A 17,441-nucleotide genomic window follows, 5' to 3' on the forward strand; every position below is an offset into this window, starting at 1 on the left:
AGTGGACAAACTGTCCGCTTGACTGAAGTGGACAGTTCGTCCGCTTCACTCTCTGGAGGTTAGTCATGGGCCCACTCGAGGACAAGGTCATCGCCATCACCGGCGCCAGCAGCGGCATCGGCGCGGCCACCGCCCGCCGCCTCGCCGACGCGGGCGCCGCAGTGGTTCTCGGCGCCCGTCGCACCGACCACCTCGAGTCACTGGCGACCCAGATTCGGGCCGACGGCGGCCGGGCGACCGCGGTCACCGTCGACGTCACCCGCGCCGAGGACCTCCAGCTGCTCACCCAGACCGCCGTCTCCACCTACGGCCGGCTCGACGTGTTGGTCAGCAGCGCAGGCATCGGCCCGATCTCCCCCATGTCCGCCCGCCGGCGCACCGACTGGAACGCGATGATCGACGTCAACCTGCGCGGCGTCCTGAACGGCATCGACGCCGCCCTGCCGATCTTCGAGCGCCAGGGCCGAGGCCACTTCGTCACCATCGTCTCCACGGCCGGGCTGAAGATCGTCCCGACGATGGCGGTGTACGCGGCGACCAAGAACGCCGTCCGCACCGTGCTGGAGGGGCTGCGGCAAGAGTCCACCGACGGCACGCTGAAGACCACGGCAATCTCACCGGGCTACGTCCGCACCGAGTTCGCCGACACCATCACCGACCCGGCCGTCCGCGCCGAAATCGGCCGCAGCATGGAGTCTTTCGCCCTCGACCCCGACGCGGTCGCCAGGGCCGTTCAGTTCGTCGTCGACCAACCCTGGGAGGTCGAGATCGGCGAACTGTCCATCCGTCCCACGGTGCAGGGGTAGTCAGCCGACGGTGATGGCGTCGAGACGTTCCTTGATGAAGTCCGACGTGGTGACGGGCGCCAGCCCGTCGACCTTTCCGATCGGCGGTGCGAGCGGCGTGACGAGCGCGTCGTGGTTGGCCTCGTAGAAGTAGATCAGCGACACCAGGTCTTCCTCAGGAGCCTCGGGCTGCGGCGGCAGGACGCGGTGCCTGCCCGACGGCCAGCGCCGACCGCTCCAATACTCCAGCAGGTCACCGATGTTCACCGTCAGCGCCTCGGGGTCGTACGGGGCGTCCTCCCACCCGCCGACATCCGAATACACCTGCAGCCCACCGGCTCCCGGCTCGCGGTCCAGAACGGTGACGGTGCCGAAGTCGGTGTGGGGCCCGATGCGGAACTGCCCGGGCTCCGGCTCGCCGACGACGCTGACGGGCGGGTAGTGGTTGATGTTCATCGTCCAGGTGGGTCGATCCGCCAGCGCCGCCCAGGGATTGGCCGGCAGCCCCAACGCGTGCGCGAACAGCGCCAACAGGTCGTCGGAGAGTCGGCGCACCGCGTCGGTGTACTCCGCGACCAGCTCCTGCCAGCCAGGTGCCTCGGCCGGCCACACGTTGGGCGCGAACCAGATTCGGTCGACGTCATCGTCACCCGTCGCGGTCTCGGCACCCAGGCTGAAGCTCTCCTTGAGGTCCGGTGGCGTCTCGGTGCCCTCGGCGTAACCGTTCGCCTCGGCCCCCGGCCCGATCCAGCCGTGCCCACCGACCGGCACGCTGTACCGCTGCTTGGTCTGCACCGGCTGGGCGAAGAACTCGCGACTGGCCTTGCGCGCCGCGGCGGCCAGATCCGGGTCGACGCCGTGGCCGGTGACCAGGATGAAGCCCGCCTGCTGCAGGCTTTGGTCGACCTCCGCGGCGACGGCGGCGGCAGCGGCTCCGCCGGCACGCCAACGCGAGATGTCAACGGTCGCAATCACACTCATTCTCCGATGTCCTCCAGCCATAGTTCCGGCCGCGCCTCGATGAAGTCCGTCATCATCTGGATGCACCGCTCATCCTCGAGCACGGTGACGTCGACCCCGTTCTCGGCCAACCAGTCGTGGCCGCCGCTGAAGGTCTTGGCCTCCCCGACGACGATCGCGCCGATGTTGAACTGCCGCACCAGGCCGCTGCAATACCAACACGGCGACAGCGTCGTGACCATGATGGTCGACCGGTAGTTACGTTGCCGCCCGGCCGCCCGAAACGCGTCGGTCTCACCGTGCACCGACGGGTCGTCGTCCTGCACTCGCCGGTTGTGCCCGCTGCCGAGCAGCACACCGTCCCGACTGAACAGGGCGGCCCCGATCGGTATTCCACCCTCCGACAAGCCCTTTCGAGCCTCCTCGACGGCGACGTCGAGCATCTCCTCAGGGGTCATACCGCCAGACGTTCCGCGGAGATCTTGGATTTGCATGCCACTAGGTATACGCCGCCGGCAATCAGGAATCCGACGAAGAACGTGATGTCGCCCAGCTGAGGAGCTCCGCGCGCGATGAACCCGACGAACTTCTCCTGGTTGGAGAACAATAGAACCGACACCACGAGGCCGATCGCGAACGACGCCAGGCCGGGCCAGTTCGCGTAGGACCGGTCGTAGAGGAAGCCGGCGATCGCCTGCCCCCGCCGCAGGTACTGGTCGGCGAACACCACCCCGAGCCACGGCCCGATCCAGTAGGCGATGATCAACAGGAAGGCTTCGTAGCTTGCGGCGGCGTCAGGAAGCGCCCACCAGGCCACCAGAAACCCGGCCACCCCGAAGAACACCGTCACCAGCGCGCGGGCGATGTGGGCAGGCAGCTTGACGCCGATCGTCACGAACGCCATGGCGCCGGAGTAGATGTTGATCGAGTTGGCGGCGATCGCACCGATCGCGATGGCCAGCAGCGTCGCCTTGGCGATCGGAGAGGCCAGCTCGCCGACGAACGCCTCGGTCGGATTCTCCGACAGCGCAGGCCCGATGGTGACCGATGCCGCCCCGACGGTCTCGAGCACCACGCAGGACAGGAAGAGCCCGGCGGAGGCGAAGAACCCCGTCCGTGCCGTCGACACGGTCGAGGGAAGGTAGCGGGTGTAGTCCGCCGCGTACGGCGTCCACCCGGCGGCGTACCCGAACGCGGTGCCGACGGTGAGCAGGAAACCGCCCATCGAGCCGTCGCCGACGAACGGTTCAAGCGCGGGCGCGCCGAAGTTGGACTTCGTGAGGATCGCGACCGAGGCGACCGCGAAGATCACGGCCAGCACCGGGAACGACCACCGTTCGAAGGCCTGCACCAGGTTGTGCCCGAAGAACGCGAAACCGGTCTGGACGAGCACGATGACGATCAGGCCGACGAGGGGGCCGATGCCGAACAGGGCGGCCAAGGCGTAGGCACCGCTGACGCTGTTGGTCGCGAACCAGCCAACCCCCGCCGTCACCGACATCAGAACCGAGGGCAGTCCGTTGCCCTTGAAGCCGAAGGGCAAGCGCCCCAACACCATCTGCGGCACTCCGTGTAAGGGACCGCGCGCCGAGAGGAAGTAGTGCGCGAGTGCGCCGAGGCCGGTACCGATGACGATGCCCGTGACGGCCTGCCAGAAACTCATGCCGTAGACGGAAACGGCGAGCACCCCGACGAAGATCGTCGCGAACTCGAGGTTGGGCGACGTCCACGTCCAGAACAACTGGCTCGGCTTGCCGTGGCGGTCGGCCTCGGCGATGAATTCGTTGCCGCCGGGCTCGACCGCGACGATCTTGTTGCGGTAGGAGCCGTCGGTGGTGGGCTCGGCCGTGGTCATGAATGCACCGTCATCGGCACAGCGTCGCCCGAGGTACGCATCGCCGCAACTCGACGCGGTGTCGTCCGCCGACGCACCGGCAACGAATAACCACCATGACCTCCCCGACCCCGCGCCTCCCGGCCGTCCGCGCCGCAACCGCCGGGGTGCTCGCCGTCCTCGCCGCGCTCGGGGCGGGACACCTGGTCGCGGGGTTGCTGCTGACCCCCGCGGCGTCACCCTTCTTCGCGGTGGGCAACGCAGCCATCGACCGGACCCCCACCCCGGTCAAGAACTTCGCAGTCGAGAACTTCGGTACCAACGACAAGCCGGCGCTGCTGATCGGCATGGCCGTCGTGTTGGCCCTGGTCGGGGTGGTGCTTGGGCTGGCGTCACGCCGCAGCGCGATTCCCGGTCTGGTGGCCATCGTCGTCATCGGCTTAGTCGGGGCACTGGCGGTGCACGAACAGTCGATCGGAGCCCTCGGGCTCCTGGCCCCCGCAGCCTCACTGGTGGCCGGGGTTGGCGCGTTCTGGTGGCTGCACCGCCGCGCCCGACCGCCCGCCACCGCCGACGCACCGCGAAAGACGTTGGGGCGACGCCGTTTCCTGTTGAGCTCCGTCGCAGCGGCGGTAGGCGCCGTCGTCGCAGGGGCCGGCGGCATCGCCTTGGCGCGCCGGGTCGACGTCACCGCGTCACGACAGGCGGTCGGCGAGCTGGTGCCGACCACACCGGCACCCCCGATCCCCCCTGGCGCCGCGTTCCCCGAACTGGGCACTCCGACGTTCCTAACCCCTGCCGCGGACTTCTACCGAATCGACATCAACCTGGAGGTACCGCAGCTACGCGCCGAGGATGCCACGCTGCGCATCACCGGCCTGGTCGACGAGCCGCTCGAGTTCACCTTCGACGAGATCCGATCCATGCCGCTGACCGAGCAGACGATCACGATGACGTGCGTGTCCAACGAGGTGGGCGGACCCTACGTCTCGACCGGAACCTTCATCGGGGTGCCACTGCTGGACCTGCTGGACCGGGCCGGCATCCAGAGCGGGGCCCAGCAGGTGGTCGGCCATTCGGTCGACGGCTTCACCCTCGGCACGCCGCTGGACATGCTCCGCGCGACCGGCAAGCAGGCCATGCTCGCGATCGGGATGAACCGCGAGGCACTGCTTCCCGAACACGGCTTCCCGATGCGGACCGTCGTCCCCGGGCTCTACGGGTACGTGTCGGCCACCAAGTGGCTCACCGAACTGGAACTGGCCACCTACGACGTCAAGCCCTATTGGGTCGAGCGCGGCTGGGACGGCCAACCCCCGGGCGTCGTGCCGATCAAGATCTCGTCGCGCATCGACGCACCGACGGCCTTCCAGCAGGTGTCCGGTCCCCAGGTCACCGTCGCGGGCACCGCGTGGGCGCAAGGCCGGGGCATCAGCCGCGTCGAATTACGCGTCGACGGGGGCGACTGGCAGCCAGCCGAACTAAGCACCGAGGTCAACCGCAACACCTGGCGGATGTTCAAACTGACGACGCCCCTGTCCCCCGGCCAACACACCGTGACGTCACGCGCCTACGACGGCGACGGCGTGATGCAGGCCGAGGAACGCCTGCGGTTGATCAACCCCGGCCCGGTGCCGGACGGCTCGACGGGCTGGCAGTCGATGATCTTCACCGTCGCGTAATCAGACCCCGCCTGACCAGCCCCGTCGAGGTCAGCTCAGTCGAACTCGGGTGACTCGTTGCGGGAGCGCTTCAGCTCGAAGAAGTGCGGGTACGCGGCGAAGATCACCGAGGCGTCCCACAGCTTGCCGGCTTCCTCGCCACGCGGGATGCGCGAGAGCACGGGCCCGAAGAACGCGACGCCGTTGACGTGGATCGTCGGCGTGCCGACGTCGTCGCCGACCGCGTCCATGCCCGCGTGGTGGCTCTTGCGGAGCGCCTCGTCGAACTTGTCGCTGGTGGCCGCCTCGGCCAGCTCGGCGGGCAACCCGACCTCCTCGAGCGACTCGGCGATGACCCGCTCGAAGTCGGGGTCGGTCTCGCGGTAGCCCTGGTTGTGGATCTTGGTGCCCATCGCGGTGTACAGCGGGCTGAGAATCTCACTGCCCTTGGCCTGTTCGGCCGCGATCGCGACACGCACCGGGCCCCAGGCCTTCTTCATCATCTCTTGATACTCGTCGGGCAGGTCGCGTCCCTCGTTGAGCACGGCGAGGCTCATCACGTGGAATTCGACCTCGATGTCGCGGACCTTCTGAACCTCGAGGATCCAGCGTGACGTGATCCAGCACCAGGGGCACAGGGGGTCGAACCAGAAACCGGCGACATCCTTCTTGGCCATCATCGAATCCTCTCGGCAGGGGTACGGGTCAGATCTGGGCACAGCTCCGTTCAGCACAACTATGCACGCCCTGCCCGTGTTCCCGAACTACGTCTAGGCTTGGCCGACGTGGCACTTCCCAACCTCACTCGCGACCAGGCGGCCGAGCGCGCGGCGCTCGTCACCGTTGACAACTACCGGATCGTGCTCGATCTGACCGACGGGGCAGGCGCGCCCGGCGAGAACACCTTCCGGTCGACGACCACCATCACCTTCGACGCGCTCGCCGGCTCGGACACCGTCGTCGACGTGGCGGCAGGAACCGTCCGCAGCGCGACGCTCAACGGTGAGGCGATCGACGTCTCCGGCTACGACGAGTCCACGGGCGTCCCGTTGGTCGGCTTGGCCGAACACAACGTCGTCGTCGTCGAGGCGGATTGCCGCTACTCCAACACCGGCGAAGGCCTGCACCGGTTCGTCGACCCGGTCGACGACGAGGTGTACCTGTACTCGCAGTTCGAAACCGCCGACGCCAAGCGGATGTTCGCGTGCTTCGACCAGCCGGACCTCAAGGCCACCTTCGACGTGTCGGTCACCGCGCCCGCGCATTGGCAGGTCATCTCCAACGGCGCGACGGTCTCGGTAGAGAACGGTGTGCACACCTTTGCGACCACCCCGCGGATGAGCACCTACCTCGTCGCCCTCATCGCCGGTCCGTACGCCCGCTGGGACGACGTGTACTCCGACGAGCACGGCGACATCCCGCTCGGCATCTTCTGCCGCGGCTCGCTGGCCGAGTACATGGACGCCGAGCGCCTGTTCACCGAGACCAAGCAGGGCTTCGGCTTCTACCACCAGAACTTCGGCGTGCCATACGCATTCGGCAAGTACGACCAGCTGTTCGTCCCGGAGTTCAACGCCGGCGCCATGGAGAACGCCGGCGCCGTGACGTTCCTCGAGGACTACGTCTTCCGGTCGAAGGTGACGCGCTACAGCTACGAACGCCGCGCCGAGACGGTGCTGCACGAGATGGCGCACATGTGGTTCGGCGACCTGGTCACCATGCAGTGGTGGGACGACCTGTGGCTCAACGAGTCCTTCGCCACCTTCGCCTCGGTGCTGTGCCAAAGCGAGGCAACCGAATACAAGGCCGCGTGGACCACGTTCGCCAACGTCGAGAAGTCGTGGGCCTACCGCCAGGACCAGTTGCCGTCGACCCATCCGGTCGCCGCCGACATCCCCGACCTGCACGCCGTCGAGGTCAACTTCGACGGCATCACCTACGCCAAGGGCGCCAGCGTCCTCAAGCAACTCGTCGCATACGTTGGCCTCGAGGCGTTCCTGGCGGGCCTGCGGGACTACTTCCGCGACCACGCCTTCGCCAACGCCACGTTCGGGGATCTGCTTGGTGCGCTGGAGAAGTCGTCAGGACGCGACCTGTCGCACTGGGGCCAGCAGTGGCTCAAGACCACCGGCCTGAACACGTTGCGGGCCAACTTCGACGTCGACGGCGACGGCACGTTCACCCGGTTCGCGATCGACCAGAGCGGCGCGGCACCCGGCGCCGGCGAGACCCGCGTCCACCGCCTGGCCGTCGGCATCTACGACGACGACGGCTCGGGCAAGTTGGTGCGCACCCACCGCGAGGAACTCGACGTCGAGGGTTCGAGCACCGACGTGCCCGCGCTGCAGGGCGTGTCGCGGGGCCAGCTGATCCTGGTCAACGACGACGACCTGACGTACTGCTCCTTGCGCCTTGACCCGGTGTCGCTGCAGACGGTGTTGACCCGCATCGCCGACATCGCCGACTCCCTCCCCCGCACTCTCGCGTGGTCGGCGGCATGGGAGATGACCCGCGAGGCCGAGATGAAGGCCCGCGACTTCGTCGAGCTCGTCAAGGGCGGCGTGCACGCCGAAACCGAAGTCGGTGTGGCGCAACGCCTCCTGCTGCAGGCGCAGACCGCGCTCAACGCGTACGCCGATCCGGACTGGGCGTGCTCGCAGGGCTGGCCGGCGTTCGCCGACCGCCTCCTGGAGCTGGCACGGGCTGCCGAGGCGGGCTCGGACTTCCAGCTGGCGTACGTCAACGCGCTGTGCACCTCGGCGTTGTCGCTGCGGCACACCGCCGTGCTGGCGGCCCTCCTCGACACCGACCCCGCCGAGTTGGAGCTGCCGGGCCTGACCGTCGACACCGACCTGAGGTGGCGCATCGTGACCGCGCTGGCCGCCGGCGGCGACGTCGACGAGCACGGCACCGACACTCCGTTCATCGACGCGGAGGCACAGCGGGACCCCACCGCCGCGGGACGCCGCAACGCGGCGGCAGCCTCGGCCGCCCGCCCGCAGGCGGCCGTGAAGGACGCGGCGTGGCAGCAGGTCATCGAGGACGACACGTTGGCCAACATCACCACCCGCGCGATCGTGAGCGGTTTCGTGCAGCCCGGCCAGGCCGCGCTGCTGAAGCCGTTCGGCGAGAAGTACTTCGACGCGATCCTCGGGGTGTGGGAGCGACGGTCCAGCGAGGTGGCCCAAACGGTCGTCATCGGCCTGTACCCGTCCTCGGACGTCAGCCAGGAAGGCCTGGACGCGGCCGACCGCTTCCTGGCCGGTGAGATCCCGCCAGCGCTGCGCCGGTTGGTCATCGAGGGCCGCGCCGGCGTCGAGCGGGCACTGAGGGCGCGCGCGTTCGACGCGTCCTAACCGCCCTTTTCGGCGAGCGTGCGCGTCTGCGGGCAACACGCCGCGGCGGTGTCGGAGTTCGCGCACGCTCACGCCTCATGATGTTGCGATGGCGGGTACCAACAGCCGGAGGGCGCGGGCAGCGCGCAGGCGCACGCGGCGCGTGAAGGCCGTCGTCAACGACCTGACCACCGAGGAATGGGCGGCGATCAGGGCCCTCTGGGACGGCTGCGCCTACTGCGGGGCCTCCGATCGTCCGCTGCAGCGCGACTGCGTCATGGCCATCTCCCGCGGCGGGCGGTACACCCTCGACAACGTGGTGCCCGCGTGCGCGGCGTGCAACGCCAGCAAGTGCAACGACGAAGTGACCGCCTGGCTGCGCCGCAAGCGGCTCGACGAGCGGGCCTTTCTCGAGCGGTACGTCCGCATCCGAGCCGAGCTCGTCAGCTCTGCAGCAAATCTATCTGCGGACGACGTCACGTCGATCTAGGCGGTTCGACGCGCGCCGTCGATGCCTGCGCCGAGTCCTTCGGTGAGCGCAACATCACACGTCAGAGTTTGATTTACGTGGATTTAACATGGACGATTAGGGGGCCTGCCAGCGGGGGTGATCCCCGTGTTGGCGGCCACACAGCAACCCCTGCCCTGTGATCCAGGGCACAACGAAGGAGCACCACCATGCCATTCCCACGTCTTCGTGCCGAGCTGACCCGCTCGATGAACCGTCGCCGCCTCTACGCGCGGATCAACGCACTCCCCGATTCGACCGTCCGCGAAGAGCTGCTCGCCATTGCGCAGCGCTACGACGAGACCAACTGACGCAGACACAACGCAGAAGCCGGTGACCAGAAGGTCACCGGCTTTCGTCGTTTTTAAAGCGTTTTAGCGGGGTGAGACGCCGGCGCTGAGAACGCGCACGGCGCTGATCAGCCCGTCGATCAGGTTTCCCTCCCGGAACGACGCGGCAGCTGCCGAGACGCCGAGCGGGGCGGCTTCTTCGATGCCACGGCCCTTCACCTCGGACCCGTAGACCACTTCGATGGCCTTCTGGTTCGGGGAGACGGCCAGCAGCACGGCATTGTCCGGCGTCGGCACCTTGGCCAGGATCTCGCGCGCGGTGGCCGCGGTGTCAGCGCCGAGCCCGCCCACGTAGACCGCGAAGCGAGCCTTGGCCGCCCGCGAGCCGTACTTCAACGCGTCGTCGAGGACGACGAGGTCCTTGACGGGGAACGGGTAATGCACCGACAGCTCACCGGGCTCGGTGACGCCGGAGATGCGGCCGCTCGAGGTGTAGGCATAGCCGTAGGGCAGTACCTCGGACTCCCGCTTCGCGACCTCGGTCGAATGATCGCTACCACTTGCCACTTGCGCCACCCCCCACCGTCAGATGCGATCCGTGGCCGTGATCGGCCGGTTCGTCGGAGGCCCACAGAATCGGCTCGTGGGTCCACTCGTCGGTCAACGTGTACGTCGCTGGGTGCGGGCCCTTGCGCCGGAAGATCAAGGCAGCCAGAACCAGGGCCAGTAGCAGCGGGACCCCGCCGAGCAGCGAATGCGTAAGTGCTGTGCTCACGTCGCAAACCGTATCTCAATACTCACGCGCGAACCCACTAGGGCTGCCCACTCAGGCCGCTCCCTCACCCAGATACCGCACCCACGCCGGATCGAGTTCCTTGATCGACGACAACAGCCGCCAGTGCTGACCCTTCGGCGGAAGGGGTGTCGAACGCAGCGCCCACCCCAATTCGGTGAGCAGCCGGTCCGCCTTCTTGTGGTTGCACCCGGCGCAGGCCGCCACGCAGTTCTCCCACGTATGCGCGCCACCGCGGCTGCGCGGCACCACGTGGTCGACGGTGTCGGCCTTGGACCCGCAGTACGCGCACCGGAAGCGGTCACGGTGCATGAGGGCCGCCCTGGTCATCGGCACCCGGGCCCGGTACGGCACCCGCACGAAGGACCGCAGTCGAATCACCGAGGGCACCGTGATGGCGCGCGTTGCCGAGTGGATCACCGGGCCACCGGGGTCGGCGTGCACCACGTCAGCCTTGCCGCACAGCAGCATGACCACGGCGCGACGGGCAGGCAGCGCGGCAAGCGGCTCATACGTCGAATTCAGCAGGAGCACCCTGCGGCGACCCCAGACACTGCCGTCGGTGACCGGTGGGCGCGCATCGACGCCGGGGAGGGGCAAGGTCTGCGCAGCAAGCACCGAGGCGCCAGATGAACTGGCCGCGGTCAGATGCCCGCGGCTCTTCCTTCGCTGCGACATAGGTCCTCCGAGTGATAGTGCACCACGGATCGCCGCCGATCGCACGGCAATTTGGGCGGTGTTCGCAGGTCACTCCAATGAACATCCAGTGACGGCGCCGTGCCGGTCCCCCGTCGCGGACGCTCACGCGGCGAGAAGGGACAATGGAGCACGTGACGGAACAACCCACGTCGTTCTACGACGAAGTCGGCGGCGCCGAGACGTTCCGAGCCATCGTGTCGACGTTCTACCAACTGGTCCGCGAGGACGAGATTCTGCGACCGCTGTACCCCGAGGACGATCTCGACGGCGCCGAAGAGCGACTGCGGATGTTCCTCGAGCAGTACTGGGGCGGCCCGCGGACCTACTCCGACCAGAGGGGGCATCCCCGGCTGCGGATGCGGCACGCGCCGTTCAAGGTGGGCCCGCTGGAACGCGACGCCTGGCTGCGCTGCATGCACACCGCGGTTGCCGAGGTGGACTCGCGAATCCTCGACGCCGCGCACCGCCAGGTGCTGCTGAACTACCTGGAGATGGCCGCGCAGTCGATGGTCAACTCGCCGTTCTAGCGCAGGACGACGGCGGGGTCGCCGCGGCGGCGGTAGACGGTTCCGAAGCGGGCGTCGACCCGCAACCACGTCGGTAGGACGCGGACCCGCACCACTTCGTCGGCCGCGACGGACTCGGGGGCGAACTGGTCGGTGGTCGCCGCCTGCGGCAGGAAACCCATTGCCGTCAAGGCGAATACGCATCGCATCGGGATCCCGACGCTAGTGTCACCGGAGCTGACGGCCACGACTTCCTGGTCCAGCAACGACGCCGGCGGGCCGTGGGCACTGCCGTACTCCTTGGCCAACGCCACACCGCGCTGCGCGAGGTCGAGCACCGCCCGGGCCGGCACGTCGTCGAGGTGGACGAAACCCGACTCCGGCGGCAGCATTCCGCGCCACGCGGAGTCCATCGCAAAACCGGGGTCGACGAAACCGGACTGATCCATCGACGGAAGCGCCGACGCCAACGCGTCGGCCCCTACCGACAGGTCCGCCGGGTTCACGCGCCCACCGACGACTCGGCTCGCCAGCACGTCGAAACCCGTTGCCAGCCAAGCGACGACCTGGCCCTCCGACCGCTGCCGCAGGCGGATGACGCTGGCGTCGTCGAGTCGCATCGCCCGGTCGACGAAGGTCGCCAAGTCTTCCCGGTGGGCGACGTCGTCGAGCCACAAGCCACGTTCGCTCGTGCTCATCGGGCCACTCTGCTCTTCGCGCAAGCGCTCATCGCTGATAGCGCTGGAGGTAGTCCCTATGGTGCGGCGCCAACCGGACCAGCCGCTGCTCCTCGATGTGGAACGCGGCCAGCTGCGATTCGCCGATGACCGCAGGCTTGGAGTCGGGGTCGGCCAGCGCCGACCGCACCTCGTAGCCGAGGGTGAAGTCGACCGCGCGCAAGCGCTTGACCCAAATCGTCACCTGCAGAGGCGAATCCGCGAGCCGCAGCTGCCCCTTGTAGATCACGCGCACCTCGGCGATGAGCAGTCCGATGGTGTCGAAGTCGTTGGCGAACGGCTCGGTGAGGAACGGCACGCGCGCCTCTTCGAGGATCGTCACCATGGTGCCGTGGTTGACGTGCTGGTACATGTCGATGTCACTCCAGCGCACCGGCACTGGAGAAACCCATCTTTCCGTCACCCGGTCGATCCCGTTCCGCTCGTCCTGGTCATGCTGCGGAGCTGACGCGCCGCCACCGACAACGTCGCCAGATCCTTCTCGCCGTCTTCCTTGATCTCACTGAGCGTGCGCCGCGCCCGCGCCAGCCGTGAGCTGTTGGACAGCTCCCACTCCTCGATCTTCTGCTCGCCCGTCTCGTCGGGTTCACCGACGGCGAGGACGTCGAAGGTCAGAGCCCGGAGCGAGCCGTAGATGTCGTCGCGAATCGCCAAGCGCGCCAAGGAATGCCAGCGATCGTCGCGAGCCAGTTGCGAGATCGCGGTGAGCAAGGGGTCGATGCCCAGGTGATCCATCAACGTGAAGTACGTGTCGGCCACTTCGACGGCGTCCCGCTCGACGATGTCGGAGATGTCGATGACGTCGAGCAGGCTGTACTGGTACAGCCCGGTCGCCACCATCGTCGCCAGGTCCTCGGAAACGCCCTGGGCCATGAACTCTCCGGAGTCCTTGGCCACGATGGCGAGGTCGTCGCCACGCAACCACTCCGACATCCGCGGCGTCAGGTCCGCCACCTTCGCCGCGAAGCGATTCACCTCCGCGCCGACCGCCAGCGGCTGCGGACGGTAGTTGAGCAACCAGCGTCCGGCGCGGTCGATCAGGCGACGCAGGTCGAGCGTCATCCGGTCGGTAACGGCGACGGCCACCCCTGCGTTACCCGCGGCCCTGATCTGCCGCCAGACCTCGCCGACCTGGAAGATCTCGTCGGTGGCCACGTAGGCGCGCACCGCGTCGACCGGCCCGACGCCGACGTCCTCGGCGACGCGGTAGGCGTAGCTGATCCCCCCGGTGTCGACCAAGTCGTTGACGAGCATCGTCGTGACGATCTCCCGACGAAGCTGATGGGTGCGGATCTCGGGGCCGAACCGGTCGCGCAGCTGATGCGGGAAGTACTCGGGCAGCCGCGCGGCGAAGACCTCTTGGTCGGGCAGCTCGCTGCCGAGGAGCTGGTCCTTCAGCGCCAGCTTCACGTACGCCATCAGCGTCGACAGCTCGGGCGACGTCAGACCCAGCCCCGCCTCGATGCGCCTGCGGACTTCCTTGTCGGCCGGCAGTGCCTCCAGCTCGCGGTTGAGTCCCGTCTCGGCGACCAAACCCTTGATTTGGCGGGCGTGCACGGTCAGCAGACCCGCCGCGTTGGCCCGGCTGGTGCCCATCAGATCGTTCTGAGCGGCGTTGTCCTGCAACACGAGTGCGCCGACCTCGTCGGTCATCGACATCAGCAGCGGCGTGCGCTCCTCGGCGCTCACCTGCCCTCCGGTGACGAGTGAGTCGACGAGGATCTTGATGTTGACCTCGTGGTCGGAGCAGTCCACGCCTGCGGAGTTGTCGAGCGCGTCGGTGTTCACGTGCCCGCCGCTGAGCTCGAACTCGATACGGCCGCGCTGCGTCACGCCGAGGTTGCCACCTTCGCCGATCACCTTGGCGCGCATCTGGTTTGCGTTGACACGGACGGCGTCGTTGGCTCGGTCGCCGACGTCGGCGTCCGACTCGGACTCGGCCTTGACGTAGGTGCCGATGCCGCCGTTCCAGAACAGGTCGACGGGCGCCTGCAGAATCGCCTTCATCAACGCGGGCGGCGTCATCTCCTCGACGCCGTCGTCGAGGCCAAGTGCCTCGCGAACCTGCGGGCTGATCGGGATCGACTTGTGTTCCCGGCTGTACACGCCGCCGCCCTCGCTGATCAGGCTGCGGTCGTAATCGTCCCAACTGGAGCGCGGCAACGCGAACATCCGCTCGCGTTCCACCCACGAGGTCGCCGCGTCGGGGTTCGGGTCGAGGAACACGTGGCGGTGGTCGAACGCGGCGACGAGGCGAATGTGCTTGGACAGCAACATGCCGTTGCCGAACACGTCGCCGCTCATGTCGCCGACACCGACGACCGTGAAGTCCTCGGTCTGGGTGTCGACGCCCATCTCGCGGAAGTGTCGCTTCACCGACTCCCACGCACCCTTGGCGGTGATGCCCATCGCCTTGTGGTCGTAGCCAACCGACCCACCGGAGGCGAACGCGTCACCGAGCCAGAATCCGTAGGACTTGGCGACGTCGTTGGCGATGTCGGAGAACGTCGCGGTGCCCTTGTCGGCGGCGACGACCAGATAGGCGTCGTCGCCGTCGCGTCGCACCACACCCGCCGGGGTGGTGACGGCGCCGGTGGCCGTGTCGACGTTGTCGGTGACGTCCAACAGGCCGGAGATGAACAGCCGGTAGCAGGCGACGCCCTCGTTGCGGAAGGTGTCGCGGTCGGCGGCGGCGTCACCGGTGGGCGCCGGCGGGTTCTTCACCACGAAACCGCCCTTGGCGCCGACGGGCACGATGACGGCGTTCTTGACGGCCTGCGCCTTGACCAGGCCGAGGATCTCGGTGCGGAAGTCTTCACGGCGGTCCGACCAGCGGAGGCCGCCGCGGGCGACGTTTCCGAACCGCAGGTGGACGCCCTCGACCCGCGGCGAGTACACGAAGATCTCGTATCTCGGTCGCGGCAAGGGTAATTCGTCGATGAGTCCCGGATTCACCTTGATCGACAGCACGTCCTGGCTGCGCGCGGAGGCCGGGCTGGTGACGAAGTAGTTGGTACGCAGCGTCGCCTGGATCATCGACGCGAACGCGCGCAGCACCCGGTCGGTGTCGAGGCTGACCAGTGCGTCGATGCCGACCGCGACCGCGGTGGCCGCCGCCGACGCGTCGCGCTTCTTCTCCCCCGACTCCGACTGCGCGTCGTCCGGATCGAAGAGCGCCTCGAACAGTTCGACGAGTGCGCGGGCCGTCGCCGGGTTGTCGTTGACGACCGTCTCGATGTGGGACTGGCTGTAGGGAAAACCCGCCTGCCGCAAGTACTTTGCGTAACTGCGGAGAACGGTGACCTGCTGCCAGGTCAGACCGGCGCGCATGACCAGTTCGTTGAAGCGGTCGATCTCCACCCGGCCGTGCCAGATCGCGGTCACCGTGTCGGCGAACCGCATGGCGGTGGCTTCGCGTTCGACGGCGTCGTCTTCCTCGCGGATCGACTTCTGCGGCGAGATCTTGAACTGGTAGATCCACACCGGCATGCCGTCGGCGCGGTTGACGTAGAACGGCCGTTCCTCGAGCACGACGACGCCCATGCACTGCAGCATCGGCAACAGCACGCTCAGCGACGCGGATCGGCCGGCGAGGTACCAGGTGAGGTTGGCGGGCTGCCCTTCTCCGCCGTCGGCGAAGACGAGCTTGACCGAATTGTCTTGCAGCTGTTCGATGATCGCGATGTCGCCGATGGCGTCGTGAGGGGTGAACGCCTGCCGGTAGACCTCGGGAAACGCCGCCGCGTAGTGCTCGGCGTCGGCACGGGAGATCGCACCCGTCGGGACAGCCCCCATCAACCGGTCACCCCAGGTGCGGGCCGCCTCGGTCAACAGATTCTGGATCCTGGTCTCGGCTTCCTCGGACGTGTCGACGTCTTCGGGCTTGCTGTCGTCGGGCAGTCGAACGGTGAAGTGCACTACCGCCCAAGGTGATTCGCTGACCCGCGCGGTGTACTCAAGGCTCTCGCCACCCAACTCGCGGACGAGGATGTCCTGCATCTCCAGGCGCACCACCGTGGTGTACCGATCACGCGGCAGGTACACCAGGCAGGACACGAAGTGGGACAGCTGGTCGGTCCGCAAGAACAGCAGCGCCCGGCGGCGGGAGCCGAGGTCGACCACCGCGTTGGCCATGTCCAACAGTTGCTGGGCACTGAGAGAGAACAGCTCGGAACGCGGGATCGTCTGGATGATGTCCAACGTCAGCGGACCGGGGTGGTTGTTGTCGCCGTGCGACAGCGCCAACGCCTCCCGGACGCGACGCGAGATCAGCGGAATTTCGAGGACGTTCGAATTCGACGCGGCAACGGTGAACAAGCCGACGAACCGATGCTCGACGGCGGCGTCCTGGCCGGGCATCGTCTCGCGGACCACCACGATGTGAGGGTGGGCGCCGTAGCGCAGGTAGCTGGGCATGGTCGCCTGCGCCAGCACCAACAGGTCGTCCTGCTCCGTCAGCTGCGGCAACACGTCGGTGCGCAGCCGCAGTACACCGAGCCGGCTGGTCGGGTCGACGGTGGCCGTCCCGTCCTCCACCGAGCAGCGCTGGTAGCCCAGCAGCACGAAGTGTCCGTCGGCGAGCCAGCGCAACAGCGCTGCCACGTCGCGACGGTCATACGACGGGAAGTGGCCCTTGCGGTCCGAATCCAACTGGCTGGCCAACACGACCAACGCAGCGTCCAGCGCGGCCGAATCGAGTTCCACCTGCCGGGCGTCGCCGAGCACGCTTGGCAGAAGCTCGACGGCTTCGGCGACGGCCTTGGGATCCGCGGTCGGCGAGAGTTGAACGTGAATCCAGGCCTCGTCGACGCCGTCCCTCGGGGCGTCGGGCGCGTTGACGGGGTGGACGTCCAGCAGTCCCCCCGCCGGGTCGCGGCGGACGCGGAACACCGGGTTCATGATCGCGGTGTAGGCGACGCCGAGACGATGCAGGAGCACCGTCACGGTGTCGGTCAGCATCCCGCTTTGGTCGGTGACGATCTGGATCGCGGGGCCGATTCCGCTGGGATCGTCGGACGCGTGCACCGCGACCTTCGTGTCGCCGGTGGCGCGCTGCTGCCCGACCATCCCGTGGGCCGCGAGCAGCGCCGGTGACACGGTCCCGGCGGCGTCGACCGGAATCGTCAGCGCGGCGTCGACGGCGGGTGCGTCACCCTGCGGGCTTTGGTGGGTCGCGACGTAGGCCTCGGCGATGGAACTGCCGGGAGCCGTGTCGATCACCGCCGATCCGTCGCTGCGTTGTCTTCCTGGAACACCAGGATTAACCGTCGTCATACCGAACGCTCCTGCCTCACGCGCGTGCCGTCCGCCGTTGGATGTGGTCGCCGAAGCGG

Annotated in this window: 16 protein-coding genes; 6 read left to right on the top strand and 10 right to left on the bottom strand. The window is 67.9% G+C overall.

Annotation, left to right across the window (positions count from 1 at the left end):
- The first annotated feature begins 65 nt into the window (after positions 1–65).
- Positions 66–806 carry an SDR family oxidoreductase gene (locus ASD37_RS19490; RefSeq protein ID WP_056554881.1) on the top strand — a complete coding sequence of 247 codons (741 nt, stop codon included), beginning with the start codon at positions 66–68 and terminating at the stop codon, positions 804–806.
- Here the strand turns inward: ASD37_RS19490 and ASD37_RS19495 are convergent, their stop codons facing one another.
- Genes ASD37_RS19495 through ASD37_RS19505 form a run of 3 tightly spaced genes read right to left on the bottom strand, consistent with a single transcriptional unit; the run spans position 807 to position 3,600 of the window.
- Positions 807–1,766 carry an isopenicillin N synthase family oxygenase gene (locus tag ASD37_RS19495; RefSeq protein WP_056554884.1) on the bottom strand — a complete coding sequence of 320 codons (960 nt, stop codon included), beginning with the start codon at positions 1,764–1,766 and terminating at the stop codon, positions 807–809.
- Positions 1,763–2,203, bottom strand: a complete 441-nt coding sequence (locus ASD37_RS19500; RefSeq protein WP_056554888.1) for a nucleoside deaminase — start codon at positions 2,201–2,203, stop codon at positions 1,763–1,765. The genes ASD37_RS19495 and ASD37_RS19500 overlap by 4 nt, the downstream gene beginning before the upstream one ends.
- Positions 2,200–3,600 (bottom strand): cytosine permease, encoded by a 1,401-nt coding sequence (locus ASD37_RS19505; RefSeq protein WP_056554891.1) that lies wholly within the window; start codon positions 3,598–3,600, stop codon positions 2,200–2,202. The genes ASD37_RS19500 and ASD37_RS19505 overlap by 4 nt, the downstream gene beginning before the upstream one ends.
- A gap of 95 nt (positions 3,601–3,695) precedes the next feature.
- On the opposite strand from ASD37_RS19505, the gene ASD37_RS19510 reads away from it, so the two are divergent.
- On the top strand, positions 3,696–5,261 hold the full coding sequence (locus tag ASD37_RS19510) for a molybdopterin-dependent oxidoreductase (protein ID WP_156720972.1): 1,566 nt from the start codon (positions 3,696–3,698) through the stop codon (positions 5,259–5,261).
- Between the two features lie 35 nt (positions 5,262–5,296).
- Here ASD37_RS19510 and ASD37_RS19515 read toward each other — a convergent pair whose 3' ends face one another.
- Entirely contained in the window at positions 5,297–5,917 is a 621-nt protein-coding gene (locus ASD37_RS19515) for a DsbA family protein (RefSeq protein ID WP_056554894.1), read from the bottom strand.
- 108 nt (positions 5,918–6,025) lie between these two features.
- Between ASD37_RS19515 and pepN the strand changes: the two genes are divergently transcribed.
- From pepN to ASD37_RS32015, 3 genes are all read left to right on the top strand, one after another.
- Complete coding sequence (pepN, locus tag ASD37_RS19520) at positions 6,026–8,596, top strand: aminopeptidase N (protein WP_056555519.1); 2,571 nt, start codon at positions 6,026–6,028, stop codon at positions 8,594–8,596.
- 88 nt (positions 8,597–8,684) lie between these two features.
- On the top strand, positions 8,685–9,065 hold the full coding sequence (locus tag ASD37_RS19525) for an HNH endonuclease (protein ID WP_056554897.1): 381 nt from the start codon (positions 8,685–8,687) through the stop codon (positions 9,063–9,065).
- 188 nt (positions 9,066–9,253) lie between these two features.
- Positions 9,254–9,394: a hypothetical protein gene (locus tag ASD37_RS32015; protein WP_200959931.1), complete on the top strand. Its 141-nt coding sequence runs from the start codon at positions 9,254–9,256 to the stop codon at positions 9,392–9,394.
- A gap of 63 nt (positions 9,395–9,457) precedes the next feature.
- On the opposite strand, the gene ASD37_RS19530 is transcribed toward ASD37_RS32015, so the two are convergent.
- The 3 genes from ASD37_RS19530 to ASD37_RS19540 are packed head-to-tail and all read right to left on the bottom strand — an operon-like array spanning position 9,458 to position 10,844.
- Complete coding sequence (locus tag ASD37_RS19530) at positions 9,458–9,940, bottom strand: DUF5130 domain-containing protein (protein WP_056554900.1); 483 nt, start codon at positions 9,938–9,940, stop codon at positions 9,458–9,460.
- Entirely contained in the window at positions 9,927–10,148 is a 222-nt protein-coding gene (locus ASD37_RS19535; RefSeq protein ID WP_056554903.1) for a hypothetical protein, read from the bottom strand. The genes ASD37_RS19530 and ASD37_RS19535 overlap by 14 nt, the downstream gene beginning before the upstream one ends.
- Before the next feature lie 51 nt (positions 10,149–10,199).
- A complete protein-coding gene (locus ASD37_RS19540; protein ID WP_056554906.1) occupies positions 10,200–10,844 on the bottom strand; it encodes an HNH endonuclease in 645 nt (214 codons plus the stop codon).
- A gap of 143 nt (positions 10,845–10,987) precedes the next feature.
- Here ASD37_RS19540 and ASD37_RS19545 point away from each other — a divergent pair, with 143 nt between their 5' ends.
- On the top strand, positions 10,988–11,392 hold the full coding sequence (locus ASD37_RS19545) for a globin (protein WP_162253283.1): 405 nt from the start codon (positions 10,988–10,990) through the stop codon (positions 11,390–11,392).
- Here ASD37_RS19545 and ASD37_RS19550 read toward each other — a convergent pair.
- The 3 genes from ASD37_RS19550 to ASD37_RS19560 are packed head-to-tail and all read right to left on the bottom strand — an operon-like array spanning position 11,389 to position 17,382.
- A complete protein-coding gene (locus ASD37_RS19550; RefSeq protein WP_056554909.1) occupies positions 11,389–12,069 on the bottom strand; it encodes a hypothetical protein in 681 nt (226 codons plus the stop codon). The genes ASD37_RS19545 and ASD37_RS19550 overlap by 4 nt on opposite strands.
- A gap of 28 nt (positions 12,070–12,097) precedes the next feature.
- Positions 12,098–12,511 carry a thioesterase family protein gene (locus ASD37_RS19555; protein WP_056554911.1) on the bottom strand — a complete coding sequence of 138 codons (414 nt, stop codon included), beginning with the start codon at positions 12,509–12,511 and terminating at the stop codon, positions 12,098–12,100.
- Positions 12,508–17,382: an NAD-glutamate dehydrogenase gene (locus ASD37_RS19560; protein ID WP_056554914.1), complete on the bottom strand. Its 4,875-nt coding sequence runs from the start codon at positions 17,380–17,382 to the stop codon at positions 12,508–12,510. Before ASD37_RS19560 ends, ASD37_RS19555 begins: the two co-directional genes overlap by 4 nt.
- Positions 17,383–17,441: the final 59 nt, after the last annotated feature.

Origin of the sequence: Mycobacterium sp. Root135 (assembly GCF_001426545.1) — a bacterium.
GTDB lineage: Bacteria > Actinomycetota > Actinomycetes > Mycobacteriales > Mycobacteriaceae > Mycobacterium.

What these genes read in the sequence shown, in the direction of transcription:
- ASD37_RS19490 (WP_056554881.1), top strand. Translation starts at nt 66, where the DNA reads ATGGGCCCACTCGAGGACAAGGTCATCGCCATCACCGGCGCCAGCAGC.
- ASD37_RS19495 (WP_056554884.1), bottom strand. Translation starts at nt 1,766, where the DNA reads ATGAGTGTGATTGCGACCGTTGACATCTCGCGTTGGCGTGCCGGCGGA.
- ASD37_RS19500 (WP_056554888.1), bottom strand. Translation starts at nt 2,203, where the DNA reads ATGACCCCTGAGGAGATGCTCGACGTCGCCGTCGAGGAGGCTCGAAAG.
- ASD37_RS19505 (WP_056554891.1), bottom strand. Translation starts at nt 3,600, where the DNA reads ATGACCACGGCCGAGCCCACCACCGACGGCTCCTACCGCAACAAGATC.
- ASD37_RS19510 (WP_156720972.1), top strand. Translation starts at nt 3,696, where the DNA reads ATGACCTCCCCGACCCCGCGCCTCCCGGCCGTCCGCGCCGCAACCGCC.
- ASD37_RS19515 (WP_056554894.1), bottom strand. Translation starts at nt 5,917, where the DNA reads ATGGCCAAGAAGGATGTCGCCGGTTTCTGGTTCGACCCCCTGTGCCCC.
- ASD37_RS19525 (WP_056554897.1), top strand. Translation starts at nt 8,685, where the DNA reads ATGGCGGGTACCAACAGCCGGAGGGCGCGGGCAGCGCGCAGGCGCACG.
- ASD37_RS32015 (WP_200959931.1), top strand. Translation starts at nt 9,254, where the DNA reads ATGCCATTCCCACGTCTTCGTGCCGAGCTGACCCGCTCGATGAACCGT.
- ASD37_RS19540 (WP_056554906.1), bottom strand. Translation starts at nt 10,844, where the DNA reads ATGTCGCAGCGAAGGAAGAGCCGCGGGCATCTGACCGCGGCCAGTTCA.
- ASD37_RS19545 (WP_162253283.1), top strand. Translation starts at nt 10,988, where the DNA reads ATGGAGCACGTGACGGAACAACCCACGTCGTTCTACGACGAAGTCGGC.
- ASD37_RS19550 (WP_056554909.1), bottom strand. Translation starts at nt 12,069, where the DNA reads ATGAGCACGAGCGAACGTGGCTTGTGGCTCGACGACGTCGCCCACCGG.
- ASD37_RS19560 (WP_056554914.1), bottom strand. Translation starts at nt 17,382, where the DNA reads ATGACGACGGTTAATCCTGGTGTTCCAGGAAGACAACGCAGCGACGGA.